At 40.8% G+C, this 17,854-nt stretch carries 19 protein-coding genes; 14 read left to right on the top strand and 5 right to left on the bottom strand.

Annotated elements, in window-relative coordinates; translation table 11 throughout:
* Positions 1 to 119: 119 nt before the first annotated feature.
* From yidC to XEN7305_RS17930, 3 genes are read left to right on the top strand one after another with little or no spacing between them, the layout of a single operon-like run.
* On the top strand, positions 120 to 1,280 hold the full coding sequence (gene yidC, locus XEN7305_RS17940; RefSeq protein ID WP_006510908.1) for a membrane protein insertase YidC: 1,161 nt from the start codon (positions 120 to 122) through the stop codon (positions 1,278 to 1,280).
* Between the two features lie 7 nt (positions 1,281 to 1,287).
* Positions 1,288 to 1,776 (top strand): R3H domain-containing nucleic acid-binding protein, encoded by a 489-nt coding sequence (locus XEN7305_RS17935; protein ID WP_006510907.1) that lies wholly within the window; start codon positions 1,288 to 1,290, stop codon positions 1,774 to 1,776.
* 41 nt (positions 1,777 to 1,817) lie between these two features.
* A complete protein-coding gene (locus XEN7305_RS17930; protein ID WP_006510906.1) occupies positions 1,818 to 2,333 on the top strand; it encodes a DUF177 domain-containing protein in 516 nt (171 codons plus the stop codon).
* A 33-nt stretch (positions 2,334 to 2,366) separates the two neighbouring features.
* Here XEN7305_RS17930 and XEN7305_RS17925 read toward each other — a convergent pair whose 3' ends face one another.
* A complete protein-coding gene (locus XEN7305_RS17925; protein WP_006510905.1) occupies positions 2,367 to 3,314 on the bottom strand; it encodes an NAD(P)H-dependent glycerol-3-phosphate dehydrogenase in 948 nt (315 codons plus the stop codon).
* 88 nt (positions 3,315 to 3,402) lie between these two features.
* Between XEN7305_RS17925 and XEN7305_RS17920 the strand changes: the two genes are divergently transcribed.
* On the top strand, positions 3,403 to 3,876 hold the full coding sequence (locus XEN7305_RS17920) for a hypothetical protein (RefSeq protein ID WP_006510904.1): 474 nt from the start codon (positions 3,403 to 3,405) through the stop codon (positions 3,874 to 3,876).
* Between the two features lie 82 nt (positions 3,877 to 3,958).
* Here XEN7305_RS17920 and pipX read toward each other — a convergent pair whose 3' ends face one another.
* A complete protein-coding gene (gene pipX / locus XEN7305_RS17915; protein ID WP_006510903.1) occupies positions 3,959 to 4,237 on the bottom strand; it encodes a transcriptional coactivator PipX in 279 nt (92 codons plus the stop codon).
* 303 nt (positions 4,238 to 4,540) lie between these two features.
* Here pipX and XEN7305_RS17910 point away from each other — a divergent pair, with 303 nt between their 5' ends.
* Positions 4,541 to 6,808, top strand: coding sequence for a ribonucleoside-diphosphate reductase subunit alpha (locus tag XEN7305_RS17910; RefSeq protein WP_006510902.1), 2,268 nt, complete (start codon positions 4,541 to 4,543; stop codon positions 6,806 to 6,808).
* A 178-nt stretch (positions 6,809 to 6,986) separates the two neighbouring features.
* Complete coding sequence (locus tag XEN7305_RS17905) at positions 6,987 to 7,640, top strand: PAP/fibrillin family protein (protein WP_006510901.1); 654 nt, start codon at positions 6,987 to 6,989, stop codon at positions 7,638 to 7,640.
* 177 nt (positions 7,641 to 7,817) lie between these two features.
* Here the strand turns inward: XEN7305_RS17905 and phoU are convergent, their stop codons facing one another.
* The 3 genes from phoU to XEN7305_RS29125 all read right to left on the bottom strand — a co-directional run bounded on the left by phoU (position 7,818) and on the right by XEN7305_RS29125 (position 10,213).
* On the bottom strand, positions 7,818 to 8,486 hold the full coding sequence (gene phoU, locus XEN7305_RS17900) for a phosphate signaling complex protein PhoU (protein WP_006510900.1): 669 nt from the start codon (positions 8,484 to 8,486) through the stop codon (positions 7,818 to 7,820).
* 132 nt (positions 8,487 to 8,618) lie between these two features.
* A complete protein-coding gene (locus tag XEN7305_RS17895; protein WP_006510899.1) occupies positions 8,619 to 9,959 on the bottom strand; it encodes a PAS domain-containing sensor histidine kinase in 1,341 nt (446 codons plus the stop codon).
* Positions 9,960 to 10,051: 92 nt separating this feature from the next.
* Complete coding sequence (locus XEN7305_RS29125; protein WP_158500420.1) at positions 10,052 to 10,213, bottom strand: hypothetical protein; 162 nt, start codon at positions 10,211 to 10,213, stop codon at positions 10,052 to 10,054.
* Between the two features lie 75 nt (positions 10,214 to 10,288).
* On the opposite strand from XEN7305_RS29125, the gene XEN7305_RS17890 reads away from it, so the two are divergent.
* The 8 genes from XEN7305_RS17890 to XEN7305_RS17855 all read left to right on the top strand — a co-directional run bounded on the left by XEN7305_RS17890 (position 10,289) and on the right by XEN7305_RS17855 (position 17,844).
* Entirely contained in the window at positions 10,289 to 11,248 is a 960-nt protein-coding gene (locus XEN7305_RS17890) for an aldo/keto reductase (RefSeq protein WP_006510898.1), read from the top strand.
* Positions 11,249 to 11,285: 37 nt separating this feature from the next.
* A complete protein-coding gene (locus XEN7305_RS17885) occupies positions 11,286 to 11,588 on the top strand; it encodes a hypothetical protein (protein WP_006510897.1) in 303 nt (100 codons plus the stop codon).
* 285 nt (positions 11,589 to 11,873) lie between these two features.
* Positions 11,874 to 13,406: a photosystem II chlorophyll-binding protein CP47 gene (gene psbB / locus XEN7305_RS17880; RefSeq protein ID WP_006510896.1), complete on the top strand. Its 1,533-nt coding sequence runs from the start codon at positions 11,874 to 11,876 to the stop codon at positions 13,404 to 13,406.
* Between the two features lie 140 nt (positions 13,407 to 13,546).
* Entirely contained in the window at positions 13,547 to 13,642 is a 96-nt protein-coding gene (locus XEN7305_RS17875; protein ID WP_006510895.1) for a photosystem II reaction center protein T, read from the top strand.
* A gap of 184 nt (positions 13,643 to 13,826) precedes the next feature.
* On the top strand, positions 13,827 to 14,372 hold the full coding sequence (nrdR, locus tag XEN7305_RS17870) for a transcriptional regulator NrdR (RefSeq protein ID WP_006510894.1): 546 nt from the start codon (positions 13,827 to 13,829) through the stop codon (positions 14,370 to 14,372).
* A gap of 444 nt (positions 14,373 to 14,816) precedes the next feature.
* Positions 14,817 to 15,911, top strand: a complete 1,095-nt coding sequence (locus XEN7305_RS17865; RefSeq protein ID WP_006510893.1) for a 30S ribosomal protein S1 — start codon at positions 14,817 to 14,819, stop codon at positions 15,909 to 15,911.
* Between the two features lie 121 nt (positions 15,912 to 16,032).
* On the top strand, positions 16,033 to 16,296 hold the full coding sequence (locus XEN7305_RS17860; protein ID WP_006510892.1) for a glutaredoxin family protein: 264 nt from the start codon (positions 16,033 to 16,035) through the stop codon (positions 16,294 to 16,296).
* A 57-nt stretch (positions 16,297 to 16,353) separates the two neighbouring features.
* Positions 16,354 to 17,844: a UDP-N-acetylmuramoyl-L-alanyl-D-glutamate--2,6-diaminopimelate ligase gene (locus XEN7305_RS17855; protein WP_006510891.1), complete on the top strand. Its 1,491-nt coding sequence runs from the start codon at positions 16,354 to 16,356 to the stop codon at positions 17,842 to 17,844.
* The last annotated feature ends 10 nt before the right edge of the window (positions 17,845 to 17,854 follow it).

The raw sequence follows: 17,854 nt of genomic DNA, 5'->3' as shown, positions 1-17,854 counted from the left end.
ACTCACATTTTTGGATGTATAGTTAAATTGGTATAACAAATAAACCCATCTCGATTCATCGGTGATGGGATAAACTAGACTGTGGAAAATTACCGCGCAAAGGGTGGACGGATTAAATAATGGATTTTGGTATCGGCTTTATTTCTAACAACATTATGTTGCCAATCCTGGACTTCTTTTACGGGATTGTGCCTAGTTATGGTCTAGCGATCATTGCCCTCACCTTGGTAATTCGCTTTGCTGTATATCCTCTTAGTGCAGGACAAATTCGCAACATGCGAAAAATGAAAATCGTTCAGCCCTTGATGAAATCAAGACAAGAGGAGATCAAGCAACGTTATCAAAATGATCCTGCAAAACAGCAGGAAGAAATGGGAAAATTAATGAAAGAGTTTGGCAACCCCTTGGCCGGTTGTTTGCCCTTACTACTCCAAATGCCCATTCTGTTTGCTTTATTTGCTACTTTGCGTGGTTCGCCGTTCACCGACACTCCCTACACTGTTGATGTCCAAATTCTCCCCAAAGCACAGGTCGAGAGAATTATTCCCCAACCTTTCGTAACGAAAGCACAAAATATCTATATTAACGATGGTGTTCATTATAAACTTGCAGCCTTATTGCCTGGGGGTAGTACATTGGCAGTGGGAGAACCAACTAGAATAGAATTTCAGACTTTAGAAGGCAAGAGTTTATCTAGTTTACTGAATGAGTACTCAGTTAGTGACATTACGCCCCAATGGAATATTACGAAAGGTTCTGAAAGAGTTGAAATCACCTCTGATGGCAGAATCATACCTTTAGCTCCTGGGGATGCCACCATCGAAGTAAAATTACCAGGAATTGCAGCTAACACAGGATTTTTATTCATCAAAGCTTTAGGTCAAGTCGGAGTTATGGATGAGGATGGCAACATCAACTTCGATATTTTGGGTATGGTTTTGTTCTTTGGGATTAGCATTTATTTCAACCAGCAACTCACAACTGCTGGCCAGGGCTCAGTTGCCTCAGAAAACGAACAACAGCAGCAAGCGATGACCAAGATCACTCCTTTGTTATTTAGTGGGATGTTCCTCTTTTTCCCTCTACCTGCTGGGGTATTAATGTATATTGTGGTGGCGAATATCTTCCAAATGGGTCAAACCTGGTTTTTAACTCGTGAACCCTTGCCAGATAATTTGCAAAAAATCTTAGACGAACAGGAAAAGGAACAAAAAGGCCGAGAGGAAATACCCTTTGAGCGCAAGCGCTCTAAGAAGAAGCAGCAAAAAACTTCTGGTTAAATAAATTATGGAAAATCAAGTAGAAAGAGGTAAATCTTGGCTGGAGAAAGTATTGGCCTTAATGGGGATGCCAGCAACTGCGATCTCAGAGGGTTTTGAGACCATTCCCGAAGATCTCGATTCTTGTTGGCTAAACATCGAAGCGGCAAATTTATCCCCCGAACAATCTCAATTGTTAATTGGCGAAAAGGGTCACAATATCGATGCTCTTCAGTATCTAGCGAATACTCTGTTGAACATCAATCGAGAACAAAATGCTCAAGGTTCTTATACTATTGAGTTGGATGGTTATCGTGTTAAACGGTATCAGGAGTTGACTGCATTATTAGATCAAGCCACAACCCAAGTAAGAGAAACTGGTCAGGAAGTTGAGATTAGCGATTTGTCCTCCGCAGAGAGAAGACAAATTCACTCCTTTTTGCAAAATTCCGAAGATTTGGCCACAGAAAGTCGAGGCCAAGAACCCCATCGAAAATTAATTGTCAAATTACGATAGTTTTTTATTACGAGGGTCACTTTCACCCTCGTTTTTTAGTCATGGAAGCGATTTATATCCCTAAGTTACTTAAAGCCCCAGACCAGACCACTGAGATTTCCATTAATAACTCTATTTCTGGCTTGGATACTTTGACTCCGGTGAAAGGAACATTAATTGTGCGACATGGAGGCAATTTTCTGGATGTGTCAGTAGAGGCAGAAACTATTGTTACCTTAATCTGCGATCGCTGTGTGCAAAATTACAATCATCGCTTAAAAATTGCAACCTCAGAATTGATTTGGCTCGAAGCTGGCAATCCAGACTTGGAAAATTTGCCCTTAGAAAGGGAAGTTCTCTTGGAAGAGTTGTCCGAAAACTTATCTCCCACTGGATATTTTGAACCCCAGACCTGGATTTATGAACAATTGTCTTTAGCTATGCCGATCCGTCAAGTTTGTGGGGAATCTTGTGTTGGTGCAACTCAAGTTGCTGCTGGCGAGGAAACAACCCAAGTTGATAATCGTTGGGCTTCGTTGGCATCTTTAAAAGAACAATTGAAAAATCATAATAATTAGCCAACTTTAGTATTTGCACAATTGAATACTTTTTTACTTAATAAATTCTGATTTCAGCTCACGATTCATCAAGGCATCTAATGCTTCTTTGGGAGTTGTCTCATCATTCAGCAACAGACAAACTTGCTGACAAATCGGGACTTGAATATTTTGCGTCTTGGCAAGTTTCAATAAAACATGAGCTGTGTTTACGCCTTCGGCCGTGCCTTGCAACTCATCTAAAACCGTAGCCAAACTTTTACCTTGAGCTAGTTCGTAGCCGACACGATAATTACGACTGAGACTACTACTACAAGTCGCAAGCAAATCGCCTAAACCTGCAAGACCCCAAAAAGTTTCCCTTTTGCCTCCCAAATGAGTGCCTACAGCGATAATTTCCTTGAGCGAACGGGTGATCAGGGCAGATTTGGCGTTGGTGCCTAATTGCAGGCCATCAGAGACTCCAACCGCGATCGCGATAACATTTTTCAACGTACCGCCTAACTCAGTCCCTATGGGATCATCGTTGACATAGACCCGGAACAAATCTGAGGAGAACATCTTTTGTACTTTTTCCGCAGCAGCCTGAACGGTACTTGCGATCGCAGTGGTAGCAGGTAAACCCTGCACAATTTCTGGGGATAAATTGGGGCCCGAAAGAACCGCCACGGGGTTTTGCGGAAAGGCGGTTTGCCATAACCGAGACGGTGTTTGCATAGTTATCGCATCGAGACCTTTGGTTGCACTGACTAAGATTGTAGTTTCAGGAATTGAGATTTTTTGAAGTTGGGCGATCGTGCTGTTAACCCCTTTCATTGAAGTTGCACAGAGAATCACTTCCGCATCTTGGGTGACTGATTTTAACGATTGAAAACTACGACGAGACCATAATTGTGCTCGGCTTCCTGCTTTTTGAGCAAGATTAACCAAGGCACTACCCCAGGCACCAGCACCAATAATAGTTAAGCTTGCTGGTTGTTCTGTTTGAAGATTAAGATTCATTTTTAGATTGAAACGATAAGAAACTTTAGATAATCATCGGGGTTATGTATATAATAATGCGGTTGGTTAATAACGAAGAAGATAGTTCATGGTAACCCAAGATAGTTCAGCCGATTTAGCGCAAAAATTCCCTTCCTTGTCATTAACTATTAGTAAATTACTAGATAAACGAGAAAAGAACTATGGGACTTTCCAAGTGGCTAAAGAAGCAGGTTTCTATTCTTTATATATTCCTAGTTTACCAAGCTTTAAACTTTATCAAAATGACAAAAGTCATATCTATAAAGGCTATTGGCGGGAATATGGCCTTCCAGATCTCAAAGATCGAAGCTGCAAACCCGATCTTGTAATCAGAAAAAAACAAAAACAAGTTCCTCTGCGCAAGACGAATAAACTCATCAAACAGCGCATTTATGAAATTGTTTATAAATATGACACCTCACCAGAAATCCGTTCAGTTAATCAGCTTCTGGCCAGTTTTATTCAATCAAAAATAGAGTCAAGTATGTCTTCTGCTTCTATGGAAGAAATGATGCCTTTAGTTTTAAAAAAAGAAATATAAACAAACTATTAACTTCCTTTTATGTTCAAATTGACCTCTTGATTCTTACGCGAGTTCTTATTAATTTAATGGTTCTTTACGTCTATTGAAAAGTTCTTTTATATGCTTTTTGTAGTTCCTGATATTGATCGACACTATTTTGAGAACGCAATTTTCTGAGACGAACCTCTACCATTAAGCGTGCATCAGATCGGGTGATCGGATCAAACTTGAACCCGTCGGTGTTAATAGTTACCAAGAAAAATAAACGTTGAGCATAAAGAGTTGTAAATAACTCCTGATTATTTTGAATCAGACAAATTCGATAAAGAAGCCCAAAGTTAGGGTGATTTAGATAGGTTTCGTTGCTCTGCTTATCCACTGAGAAATTGATTGATTTAATTGTAGTGGGGGTAAATATCGGAGCTTTGCTCCGAAGGTCTTATTTTTTAAAGAATAGAAGTTAAGGACAAAGACTTTTCAATCCCCAAATTATAATCCCTTCGAGTGCGTTAGAGGCAACTATAGCAGCATCACGGGTAATTTGCTAGTGTTCACCAAAAAAACCAAAACTACATATGGCGTATTTAAAACTTAATATTCTTAAAAAAGCACCATATGTACTGTGGAGATGAGCTATAGTATTAATTCATAAGACAATCAACTGGTTTGAGTCCTCAAATATATGCAGCAAATCCAAACCCTACCAACTGTTTCATTACCGAAGACCCCAAAAAATATTCAAGTAGTCCGCAGAGATGGCTCCACTACCGATCTCAACATTACAAAGATTCGTTCTGTCGTCCAATGGGCCTGTGCAGAGAAAGATGTTAATCCTATTACTTTAGAAGCTGGATTGACTACTAGATTGAAAAATGGGGTTACCACTAGAGAAATCCAGGATAATCTGATTGATTGTGCCTTATCGATGTGTAGTCCCCAAGAACCAGAATGGCGTTATGTTGCGGGAAGACTCCATATTTGGAGTTTATGGAAAGATACTCTGGTAAGTCGAGGTTTTGGATATGATAATTATCCCCAAAGCGTTGCCTTTCAGGTTGCCGCAGAGCGTTATGATAAGGCGATCCTCAAATATTCCCCTGAGGAATTAGCGGTAGCTGGCTCTTGGATTAATCAGGATTGGGATCTCGATTACGATTATGCCGGTGCTGTTTTATTAACTAAAAGATATTTATTGACCGACGAGTTGCCTCAAGAGGCCTATCTAACTTGTGCTTTGTTGCTGGCTCAGTTAGAAAAACCAGAGAATAGATTAGCTGTCGCTAAACAATTTTACACGGCGATCGCAGAAAGAAAAATATCTCTGGCAACTCCCATTCTCGCTAACCTGAGAATTCCCAATGGTTCTTTGAGCAGTTGCTTTATTGTCGCGATGGATGACAATTTAGAAAGTATTTTCAGCGAAATCACCAATACTGCGAGAATCTCCAAAAATGGCGGCGGTGTCGGCGTTAATGTTTCGCGGATTCGGGCCACCGGCAGCTGGGTAATGGGTAAAGATAAAGCCTCTGGGGGCATTGTTCCTTGGATTAAGTTACTCAATGACACCGCGATCGCAGTAAACCAGGGTGGGCGTCGAGCTGGGGCCGTTACAGTTGGCGTGGATGTTTGGCATTTAGACGTGCCCGAATTTCTGGAGATGCAAACTGAAAATGGGGATCAACGACGCAAAGCCTATGATGTATTTCCCCAATTAGTGATTCCTGATGAATTTATGCGTCGGGTAGAAGCCAAAGCAGAATGGGCGCTGGTTGATCCCTATGAAGTAAAGGCTCAATTGGGAATTGAGTTGGCATCGCTTTGGGGGGAAGACTTTGAAAGAGCTTATGCTCGCATTGAAGCGGAACTAGGCAAAAAAATTAAGCTTTATAAAAAAATTAACGCCCGCGAACTCTTTAAAGAAATTATGCGATCGCAGGTGGAAACGGGAATGCCCTATTTAGCCTTTAAAGATACGATCAATCGGGCCAATCCCAACAAACATGAAGGCTATATTCCTGGAGTAAATCTTTGCTGCGAGAGCTTTTCTAATGTCAAGCCAGGAGTTGAAGGACATTCTTGCAATCTAGTGTCCCTTAATCTAGCCAATATTGCCGAAACGGAAATAGCCCATATCTGTCAGTTAGCAGTCAGAATACTTGACAACACAATTGATATTACTAGCCCTCCTTTTGAAGCGAGCAAAGCCCATAACGACAAATACCGCACTATTGGGGTTGGTGCGATGGGATTAGCAGACTGGTTGGCTAAACGCAGTTTGACCTATAAAAGTATCTCGGAAATTGATTTTCTATTTGAAGAAATTGGTTACTGGTGTACCAAGGCATCAATGGAGCTATCCAAAGATCGAGGTGCTTATGCAGCTTTTCGTGGTAGCGAATGGAATCAGGGCAAATTGATTGGGGCTAAGCCTGTAGAATGGTTTTTAGAACATGCGCAGGATCAGGAACGCTGGGTCAAGCTGTCTCAAGATATTCAGCAATATGGCATTCGAAATTCCCATATCACAGCGATCGCGCCGAATACTTCTTCTTCTTTAGTACAGGGTTGTAGCGCAAGTATATTACCAGTTTACAGCAAGTTCTTTTACGATAAATGGGCCAAAGGAACAGTGCCGATCGCGCCACCATTTATTAAGGATGCTTTCTGGTTTTATCACGAGAACAAAACTCTCGATCAAAAAATCGTGATCAAAGCAGTTGCCACCATTCAAAAATGGATTGACACAGGAATTTCCATGGAATTGCTTTTCAATCTCAACCAGGGAGTATATTTTCCTGACGAGCCAGAAAGGTCCCTCAAAGCTAAGGATATTTTGGACACACTCCTAATGGCATGGCAGGAGGGTTGCAAAGCGGTTTATTACATTCGCACGGTGCAGAAAGATGATTTCAAGGAATCTATTGATGGCTGTGCAGCTTGTGCCAATTAACCATTGACCATTGACCATTGACCATTAGTTATTAAACATTGACCGTTTGACGGGGGAAACAATAGTTTTGCTCCGTCATTTTTATGTTTTATTATAAATATTCTTCTTCTGAGTTTGTATTGGTCACATTGATGAGAAAATTAGCATCAGAGCTAAGAGAAGATCACAGGTACTAAAAATGCCAAAAATTCAAAATCGCTTAGAAATCAAGCAAAATTTACTCTCTGAGATTGAACAACTAAAAAGCGATCTCGACACCCTTATTGATTACCCCATTACCGATTTAGAAATTAATCCTCAGAAAGTTCAACTCATCGAAAGCTTAACCCTAGCTTTGGAAGAATTAAACCCCTTTTCAAGACCTCTATTATATGCTAGCAATTTACTTGATGGTTCTTGGTTATTACAATATTCAACTGCTCGGGAAATTCGGGCTCTAAAACGCTTACCTTTAGGATTTCTGGTTGGGAGAATTTATCAAACAATTGATATTAATACTGCTTCTTTTGAAAATAAGGCATGGGTACAACATAGTTCGGGTTTGTTATCTGGTTACGTAAGGGTAACAGCCACTTTTGAACCTTCTCTCCAAGGAAATGACCAACTTCCTAATCAAAAAATTAATATTGATTTTAAAAAACGCTTTCTAGGAATCAATCAAATTTTAGGTATTCAGACTAATCTATTTGATCCAATTAGAGTTGTCGAAGCTCGCAATCCCGAAGGCAGAACTCCTAGCCTGAATATTACTTATATTGACGAAACAGTGAGAGTCGGTCGAGGTGGCGATGGTAGTTTATTTATCCTCACCAAAGTAAACGAAAAATTATAAATAAATTTAACCTAATAAAACTTAAAAATGCCAATTTTCAATCAACTGATCTCACTAGAAACTGAAGTGGGAGTTAATATTATCAACCTCTATTATCAACCTCACTCCTAAAATAGAGGTAACATTTTAATTCAAATTAGCGGAGAATAACATTGTGAGTTTGATTGAAATTATCCTTTATTTTCTCTCTCCAGTGACAATATAAGAGACTCTTTGACCAATATTAGTAGCATGATCAGCCATTCTCTCCAAGTGACGGATGATCAAGCCCAAAAGCAGAATCGGTTCAATTAAACCAGGAACATCCTTTTGATAGGCCAATAAATTGTAAAGTCTGTCGTAGGCATCATCCACTACATCATCTAATCTCTTCACACTAGCCCCTGTTGCCGCGTCCAAATCAGCTAGAGCAACTAAACTAGTCGCTAACATCAACTGAGCATGTTCCGACATTTCCTGAATTTCTGGTAAGCATTTATGGGGAGGATACTTGAGGATTTTGACCGCCATTTCGGTGAGATCTTGGGCATAATCGCCAATGCGCTCTAAATCTCTAACCAATTGCATAATGGCACTTAGCAGTCGTAAATCCTTGGCCACTGGAGCTTGTAACGTCATTAAAGTGGCGCAATCCAATTCTATCTGACGATAATAACGATCAATTTGCTTATCTAAATTGATAATCTCACTAGCAGCATGTAAATCTCCTTCAAAGAGACATTGATGACTCAAGCGAAAAGACTTTTCAACCAGAGTCCCCATTCTCAGAACATCCTGTTGAACTCTTTGCAAAGAACGTTCCAAATGAGTTCTTTCTGGATTATTGGAGGCAGAAGAAACAACCACTTTCTTAATTTTATAAACTTATCGTTTAGTAATTTGCGGATTTATAATTATCTATAAAATAATATTAGAAGATTAAGATTTAATTAGAGAATATATATGAGCAGCAAAATGTGTATTTTGTAACAAAAGTCTTTAGTTATGGGTTATTTGTGCTACTGGTAGCGTAATTTGCAGCCAAGCGCCACCTAGATCAGGATGATTTTTCGCTTTGATAAATCCTTGATGAGCTTGGATAATTTGTTGAACGATCGCAAGCCCTAAGCCACTGCCTTCAGGAGAATTGCTCTTAAATTGTCTAGAGCGAGATTTATCTCCTCGATACAATCTATCGAAAACATAAGGAAGATCAGAAGGAGTAAATCCAGTCCCCGAATCGATAATATCAATGATTATTTGCCATGATTTTCCGTCGTTGAAGACAGGTTTTTGACTAACTTGGACGACGATTGTTTCTCTTTCCGGACTATGTTTAATCGCATTTTCCAACAAATTCATAAATACTTGGATTAAACGAAATTTGTCAGCAAAAAATAACGAGGGGTTTTTGCCTGTGAGTTTTAACGTAACTTGTTTTTTCTGGGCAATTGGTTCTAAAGTTTGCCAAACAGAGTCAATTAAATTGAGTAGTTCAATCTTTTCATATTTGAGATGATTGAGGGGATTTGCTTCTAGTTGAGTGAGATCCAACCATTCTCCCACGAGTTTTATGAGACGAGTTGTTTCTTGAAGCATTTTTTCAACCCAACGGCGCTCCGGATTTTCGATGCGTTTGACAAGAGTTTCTGCCACCAAGGAAATAGAAGTTAGAGGCGTTTTCAATTCATGGAAGAGATCGGCAACAGAGCGATCGCGGGATGCAGAGAGTTCTACCAGCGGTTGACGATTAACAATAAATATTCCTATTTCTTGGTTAGGTAAGGGTAAACTGTATCCTTTAAGCGCGATCGCCTCTATGATACGGGAAGGTTGGGGAGGAGCATCAGGAGTCTCAATATTGACTCTATTAGATGAGGCAGAACTCACATGACGAGTGACATAAAATGTCCATTCTTGTTCCTGGGATTCTTGAGATTTTCTGGTTTTTTCCACTAGACAATCCAATTCATAGGAACGAATTAATTCTAAGAGCAAGCGGATTTCCCCTTCCCGCCAACGATCTATTCTAAGCAATATTCTTGCTTGTTCATTACACCATAGTAACTGATTTTCTCGATCAACTTGTAAATAACCAACCGGAGCTTGTTCTACTATTTCCTGCCAACTATTGGTTTCTTCTGCCAATTTTTGTCTTTGCGACTCTAGATGATGAAGTTCTCGGCGCATGAGGGACAAAGGCGGCAAGGAAATCTCCCGATCAGATTGGTGGGAAACAGAGTTCACAATTTTCTTTAACTGTTGCCTAAATTTATAATGCTGCCACAAATAGAAAATAGCGCCAATAGTTAAGCCGAGAGCAAACTCAACAGTAGCCATGAAATATTGACCTCTATTTAGTGATTACTTTAAACTTATCTGGTCATTTATATTCTACTCGATTAATCTTAGCGTAATAACTTGGGCAGCCTCTAATGATAGTCAATTCCTGAGTGCTTCTGCTGATCCAACCAACTAGCTAAAGGATCTTCATCAAGTTTTAATTTGAGCAACCCAGAGAAAAACCCGCCAGAGAAGGCCATCGGCTGTTGCAATAGTTCCTGGAATATTGGCGATAACTCGGAGAAAAACATTTTAAACTTAACTACATTGTCAACAAGATACTGAAAGATTGTAGCGTGAAATATAAGTCTTAGGGGGAACTAATCATGGAAACACGTCAATTAGGCAAATCTGAAATTCAAATCACACCGATCATCACAGGTACTTGGCAGGCAGGAAAGGCAATGTGGACAGACATTGATGATCAAGAAACCATCAAGGCAATTCGCGATGCTTATGAGGCTGGGATTACCACTGTTGATACAGCGATCGTTTATGGGAAAGGCCATTCGGAGCAAATCGTCGCTAAAGCTCTTGCGGATGTACGGGACAAGGTAGTTTATGCCACTAAAGTGTTTGCCGATCGCCTCAAATACAATCAAGTCATCGAATCCTGCGAAGAATCTCTAACCAATCTCAATACCGATTACATAGACCTCTACCAAATTCATTGGCCTTCGGGAGCTTTTAACAGCGAAATTGTCCCTATCGAAGAAACCATGCAGGCGCTGGTTAAACTGCAAGAACAAGGCAAGATTCGGGCGATCGGCGTCTCCAATTTTTCAGGGGCGCAACTAGCAGAAGCTTCTGGTTACGGCAGAATCGACAGTCTCCAACCTCCCTATTCACTATTTTGGCGACAGGTAGAAACCGATGCCATGCCCTATTGTATTGATAATCAAATTTCGATTCTGGCCTATTCTTCCCTCGCCCAAGGATTACTGACCGGTAAATTTGGCTTGAACCATCAATTTGCTGAAGGAGATCATCGAAGTAAAAATAAACTCTTCAATGGAGAAAATGCCCAAAGAGCCCAAAAAGCATTAAGTGAACTTCGTCCCCTAGCAGAAAACCATAATTGTAATCTGGCTCAACTATCTTTAGCTTGGTTAATCGCTCAACCTCAAACAAATGCGATCGCCGGTGTGCGCAATTCTTCACAAGCAATCAGTAACGCTCAAGCCACAAAAGTGCAACTTTCTGCGGCAGAAATTAGCAAAATTTCGCAAATTGCTCAGCAAGTTACGGATCATCTGGACAATAACCCTGTAATGTGGAACTGGTAACGAACATTCAAGAGTAAACAAGATAAGTAGGAATACAGTGAAGTATTTTTTTCTCTCAGAAGGATGGACTTATGGGCGAGTCTGGGAATTTGGCGGTCTTTGGAATCGAGCAGCTTGGCGAAGAAAGCCGGAAATTAAACCCTTAAATTATGGCATCATACAGAATGAGGAGACTTTATGGCTCTATGAAGTGGAAGATGCCGTCATTATGCTGGAAGTCAGGCCTCTGGCAAACGAAAAGTCTAACATCGGGCAAGTAGTCCTCAAAAGGCTTATCAGCGCAGAACAAGTTATTGACGTTCTCAAAGACGCCGAACAAATAATCAAGCAAGAAAACTAGATTTTTCCTTACTGTTAACTGTTTACTGTCAAATGTTCACTGATATTAGAATATTGTAATATTTTTTAACGATTATTAGATAAAAATCGTAAAGTCTTGCAATAGGTTCTAACAATAGTTACACTTCTTTAGATAAATAGGAAATTAAAGTCATCCTAAAACAAGTCTAACTCATTCAAGCTTGTCGCCAAAAAATTTTGGCCAACTCGGCAATGAGAGTATAAGACAAAAAAAATACAATAAGGTCTAAGCAAATAAATTACTCAAGTAGGAGGAGCGTAGTCAATGGGACTACCTTGGTATAGAGTTCACACGGTCGTACTAAACGACCCGGGACGACTGATTTCAGTGCATTTAATGCACACTGCCCTAGTAGCAGGTTGGGCAGGTTCTATGGCTCTGTTTGAGCTAGCAACTTTTGATCCCAGCGATCCAGTTCTAAATCCTATGTGGCGTCAAGGTATGTATGTACTACCTTTCATGGCACGTCTCGGAGTTACTGGTTCTTGGGGTGGCTGGAGTGTTACCGGTGAAACTGGTGTAGATCCTGGCTTCTGGTCTTTTGAAGGAGTAGCGATCGCTCATATCATTCTTTCGGGAATGCTATTCCTCGCCGCAGTATGGCATTGGGTTTTCTGGGATCTAGAATTATTCGTTGATCCCCGTACTGGTAAGCCAGCCCTTGACTTACCCAAAATGTTTGGTATTCATCTTTTCCTTTCGGGTCTTCTTTGTTTTGGATTTGGAGCGTTCCACCTCACAGGTCTTTGGGGGCCTGGAATGTGGGTCTCTGACGGTTATGGCCTAACAGGTCATATCGAAGCTGTGGCGCCATCATGGGGACCTTCCGGATTTAATCCTTTCAACCCTGGTGGTGTAGTCGCTCACCATATTGCAGCTGGAGTTGTTGGCATTGTTGCTGGTTTATTCCATCTTAGTGTTCGTCCTCCAGAAAGGCTCTACAAAGCCCTGCGGATGGGGAACATCGAAACCGTGCTATCTAGTAGTATTGCTGCGGTTTTCTTTGCTGCATTCGTTGTCACTGGTACTATGTGGTACGGCAACGCGACAACCCCAATAGAATTATTCGGGCCCACTCGTTATCAGTGGGACCAAGGCTACTTCCAGCAGGAGATTCAGCGTCGGGTGGAAACTGATCTAGCCAGCGGTAAATCTTTATCGGAAGCTTGGTCAGCAATTCCTGAAAAACTAGCTTTCTACGACTATGTCGGCAATAGCCCCGCAAAAGGTGGTTTATTCCGTACTGGTTCTATGGACAGTGGTGACGGAATCGCTCAAGAATGGTTGGGACATGCTGTGTTTACAGATAGTGAAGGCAGAGAATTATTTGTCCGCCGAATCCCCAACTTCTTTGAAAACTTCCCTGTTGTATTGTCTGATGCTGATGGAGTAGTTCGTGCGGATATTCCTTTCCGTCGTGCAGAATCCAAATATAGTATCGAGCAAACTGGTGTGACCGTTAGTTTCTACGGTGGTGCTTTAGACGGACAAACCTTTAGCGATCCCATATCCGTTAAAAAATATGCCCGTCGTTTGCAACTTGGAGAAGCTTTCGATTTCGACCTTGCAACCCTAAATTCTGACGGGGTATTCCATACTAGTCCTAGAGGCTGGTTTACCTTCGGTCATGCTTGTTTTGCCCTTCTATTCTTCTTTGGTCATATTTGGCATGGTTCTCGTACTTTGTATCGAGACGTATTTGCTGGTGTTGACCCAGAATTAGAAGAACAACAAGTGGAATGGGGTTTCTATGCGAAAGTAGGTGATAAATCTACTCGTCGTGAAGAACCTATTTAACTCTAAAGGATGAGGGATGAGGGATGAGGGATGAGGACGTTTTATTTTTCATCCCCCTTTCGTCCCTAATCCTAAAGAATTCAAGATTGTTTTCTTGATAAAATAGTAACTAGTAAAGAAAAAATTAGGAATATACCATTATGGAAAGCGTTGCTTATATCCTGGTTCTAGCTATGTCTTTGGCAGTACTCTTTTTTGCCATAGCTTTTCGTGAGCCCCCTCGCATTGACGAATAGATAACTCAATAGCAGTTGAATATTTTAAGTTTCTTTGCAATTCTGGGTCGTTTTTAGATCTTTTCTGTATATAACAGATTAGGATATAACAAATGACTCAGTTTTGTAGTTTTTATAATTAATTGTTTTAATTTATTTTAAAAAGTTATTATATTTGATTTTATTCTGTTTTTGATATATCATCATGCTATGTCCTACTTGTCAGCATAAAGAAAGTCGAGTTTTAGAATCGAGATCCACCGAAGGGAAGCAAAGTATCCGTCGCCGAAGAGAATGTTTGAAATGTAAACGCCGTTTTACCACCTATGAGCGCATTGAATTTGTCCCGATTACCATTACCAAAAGAGATGGTCGTCAAGAGTCTTTTGAACGTTCCAAGTTATTAAGGGGAATTATGCGTGCTTGTGAAAAAACAGAAGTGGGCCCCCAAAGAGTCGAGACGATAGTTGACGAGATAGAAACCCAGTTACAAAACAGTATTGCCCGGGAATTCTCTACCGATGAAGTGGGAGAACTTGTGCTCAAGTATTTACGCCACGAGAATGAAGTGGCTTATGTTCGTTTCGCCTCAGTGTACCGTAAATTTCAGGGAATCAAGGATTTTATCGAAACTCTTGACCATCTTCAGAAAACAACTTGGGAAATCTCCGGCGACCAAGAACTAGATCTTTGGCAACAGAAACAATCTTCAGGTTCTTCTGCCGTCATCTCAGACTATCTCCCTCAATAACTTTTACTATTTTTCCGATTATTTGTAGTTACTATATATAAATATAACTCCGAGAATTACTGAGAAAAATTGCAAAATTTAATCTATGTAGCCTCCAGAAGAAGCTACAATATTCTAATGGATTATTGCTCTAAAGCAAAACGACCCTAAAAGCGTGGTAATTCTAGTAGCTATTATGTTTACATAGCATTTAGAATCGCTAGCGCGCTCGCGCAGCGCCTCGCCTTCGGTCAGAGAAAACACGTCGTAAAAGCAATCTAAATTTGGAGATAATTTGTCTGCCAAGGTGTGAGCTTTAAAATACGACGATGCTTCCTTTGACTTTGTGAGATCGCAGCTCAATGGATGCGGGTGTAGACTACACAATACTTCGTTGAGAGTGTACATCAATTTAGGAGGCACGTTAACCAAGGAGATATAAAAAAACAAGGAAAACTAAAGCACATGGTCAATCAGCAAGTAAATAGTACAAAAGATATTGGTTTCACTCACGAAGATTTCGCCGCATTACTCGATAAATACGACTACCATTTCAGTCCTGGTGATGTGGTGGCAGGAACAGTATTTAGCATGGAACCAAGGGGGGCTCTGATTGACATCGGTGCCAAAACAGCAGCCTACATCCCCATCCAGGAAATGTCTATCAATCGAGTTGATGACCCAGTAGAAGTATTACAAGCCAATGAAACCAGAGAGTTTTTTATTCTCACTGATGAGAATGAAGATGGTCAATTAACTCTTTCTATTCGTCGCATTGAATATATGCGTGCTTGGGAACGAGTTAGACAGCTACAACAGGAAGATGCAACTGTTCGCTCTAATGTTTTTGCGACCAATCGCGGTGGAGCACTCGTCAGAATTGAAGGTCTGCGCGGCTTTATTCCTGGCTCTCATATTAGTGCTAGAGAAGCTAAAGAAGATTTGGTTGGAGAAGATTTGCCTCTGAAGTTTTTGGAAGTAGATGAGGAGCGTAATCGTCTGGTATTGAGTCATCGTCGTGCTTTGGTAGAGCGTAAGATGAATGGCTTGGAAGTGGGTCAAGTTGTGGTTGGTTCTGTCAGAGGAATCAAACCTTATGGTGCTTTCATCGATATTGGTGGAGTTAGCGGACTACTTCATATTTCAGAAATATCCCATGATCATATTGACACTCCTCATAGTGTATTCAACGTTAACGATGAGTTGAAAGTAATGATCATCGACTTGGATGCGGAAAGAGGTCGTATTTCTCTATCTACAAAACAATTAGAGCCCGAATCAGGAGATATGCTCAAAAATCGGGAGCTAGTATTTGAGAAGGCCGAGGAAATGGCCGAGAGATACCGCAGAAAATTATTAGCAGAAGCTCAAGGTCTAACTCTTGAGGAAATGGATGCTAGTGCTCCGACTGCCGCAGATGAGATTCCTCCTGCCACAGAAGAAGAAGAAGAAGTCGTAACCGAAGAAATTGCAGCGACTGCTGAAATTGCAGCGACGGCTGAGGAAACTGTTGCCGAGTCAGAGCCAGAAGTGGAACTAGCGGGTGCAGTGGAAGATTAAATTCGGGATTTTATTTTAAGCTCAATTTGATATTCTCAGCGTAGAACTTTTAGTTCGCCATTAAAAATATAATGAGGGTTAAACCCCTCTTTTTTTATGTCTACTTCCAGAGGAAAATATCATGAATTTAATTTTGTACAGCAAACCTGGCTGCCATCTTTGCGAAGGATTACAGGAAAAATTAGAGCAAGTGACAAATATCGATTTTGACCTAGAAATTCGTGATATTACCACCCGTGATGATTGGTTTGCTGCCTATGAATACGAAGTTCCCGTGCTTTGCCAGCAATTATCTCAGGGAGAAAAACCGTTGCCCCGTCTTCCGCCCCGAGCAACCATTAAAAAATTAGAGCAAATGTTACAGAAATATTTAATTAATATCTAATAAAACTAGAGGCAAAATAGAGTCGAAAGTCGCTTGCTTCTGACAACTGTAACTACTATGAAACTTCGAGAATTATTAGCCAAGGTAGCCAATATTCAACCATCTATTAACAATTCCACATTAGATCAAGAAGTTACTGGATTATGTACCAATTCCCATGCCTGTAAGCAGGGAGATTTATTTATTGGTATGCCTGGAACTAGAGTTGATGGTGGAGAATTTTGGCAAAGTGCGATCGCATCTGGCGCGATCGCGGCCTTAGTAACAACCAGTGCTGCAACGAAAAAACCGCCAACAGCTAATGATTGTCTGCTCACCACTGAGAATATGATAGACACTTGCGCTGCAATTGCGGCTGCTTTTTATGATTATCCGGCTCAAAAACTCAAAATGGTGGGTGTTACGGGTACTAACGGCAAAACCACTACTTCTCATTTGATTGAATATTTCTTGGTACAGTCTCAATTACCGACGGCCCTACTTGGAACTCTGTATACTCGCTGGCAAGGTTATCAAGAAACCGCAATTCATACAACTCCTTTTGCCGCAGATTTACAGGCACAATTAGCATCGGCCGTAGCCGCAGGAAGTCAATATGCAGCAATGGAAGTCAGCTCCCATGCTTTGGCTCAAGGTAGAGTGAAAAACTGTGGTTTTGAAATTGCTGTATTTACTAATCTGACTCAAGATCATTTAGATTATCACGAGAATATGGAGGATTATTTCCAAGCTAAAGCTTTGTTATTTAGTCCCGAATATTTACAGGGAAAAGCAATTATCAATCTCGACGATCCCTATGGTCAAAGATTAATTGAGCAATTAGCTCCTGAAAAAGTTTGGAGTTATAGCATTAGTAATCCTGAGGCGGATTTATACACTAGTGATTTAAATTATCAAGCTAATGGAGTTAGTGGCATTTTGCATAGTCCTGCTGGCGAAATTCCTTTTACTTCTCCTTTGGTAGGTCAATTTAATTTGGCTAATCTGTTAGCTGCGGTGGGTGCAGTGCTCCATTTAGAAGTTAAGCTATCAGTGGTGGCAGCAACTCTGCCTCAATTTTCGGGGGTTCCTGGCAGAATGGAAAGAGTTCAAATCCAAGACACCCAAGATATTAGTGTGATTGTTGATTATGCCCATACTCCTGATAGTTTGGAGAATTTACTGAAAGCAGCTCGTCCTTTTGTCTCGGGAAAAACTATTTGTGTCTTTGGTTGCGGTGGCGATCGCGATCGCACAAAACGCCCCTTGATGGGTCAAATTGCCGCTGAACTTGCGGATATGGTGGTGGTCACCTCAGATAATCCGCGAACAGAAAATCCCCAAAAGATCCTTGAGGATGTGGTAGCAGGGATTCCGGAAACCATTGAACCTTTGGTAATTGGCGATCGAGCAGCAGCTATTGCAACAGCGATTAGTCAAGCTGTCTCGGGAGATGGAGTTTTAATTGCGGGAAAAGGACATGAGGACTATCAGATTTTAGGCACAGAAAAAATTCATTTCGACGATCGCGAACAAGCTAGGGAAGCGTTAAAAACACGTTGCCACTAAAGAAGATGAT

This window comes from Xenococcus sp. PCC 7305 (assembly GCF_000332055.1).
Classification (GTDB): domain Bacteria; phylum Cyanobacteriota; class Cyanobacteriia; order Cyanobacteriales; family Xenococcaceae; genus Xenococcus.
The sequence above is the reverse complement of the archived record's forward strand: the minus strand, read 5'-3'. Positions and strand labels throughout refer to the sequence as shown.